General features: G+C 44.5%; 1 protein-coding gene. It reads right to left on the reverse strand.

Features of this window, described 5'->3' with window-relative positions; translation table 11 throughout:
- On the reverse strand, nucleotides 1-751 hold a 751-nt coding region (locus A3735_RS28310; protein ID WP_197486124.1), incomplete at both ends, for an Ig-like domain-containing protein.

Consider the following 751-nt stretch of genomic DNA (forward strand, 5'->3'; position numbering starts at 1 on the left):
TCATTTGTACTGTATATTGCTGACGAACTATGAATTTGATTGCTCGAAGCCTCAATTGATATCAGACCAATATTCTCAGAGCTTAGGGTAATTTGAGCGACGCCATTACTGGTATAAGCCGTTTCGATATGTGTGGTGCCATTATCAGTGATACTAAAACTCACTTCAGTGTTATCTGGAATTGCTCCGCTAGCCGAGTTAGGGCTTAAAGTCGCGGACACAATAGAGCTATCAATACCGTTGTTTAGAATAACGTTTGGAGTCAGTGACAGTGATATCGCTTTAGTAGCGTTAGGGTCTTCCGAGATTGTGAGGCTCAGAGTGTTAGAGCTTATAAGTTCTCCTGAGCTGTTTAGTAACTGGGCAGATATATCGCTGGTGCCGGCTGACAGAGCTTTTAGCAAACCGCTTTGATTAGAAAAGTAGTCATTCGATGCCGTCTCGATAGATACAACATCATTGTCACTGATTATCCAGCTTACTTCTTGGGTGAGATCTTTGCTGCTGTTATCGGAGTAGTCTGCAATGGCACTCAGTTGCAGTTCATCGTTAACGTTTATCGCGCTAGCAGGGCTGGTAATAGCAATAGAACTTAGTATTGCGTCCGTCACTGTGAAGGTTGCGCTGGACGATAGGCCTTCAAAGCTGGCGCTGACACGTGTACTACCGGGGGCAACGGTACGAATTAGTCCTGGGCTATCTACATTATTGTCGACAGTAATAAGTTGATTGTCTTCGCTTTGCCAGGTGA

It is taken from the genome of Oleiphilus sp. HI0061, from assembly GCF_001635675.1.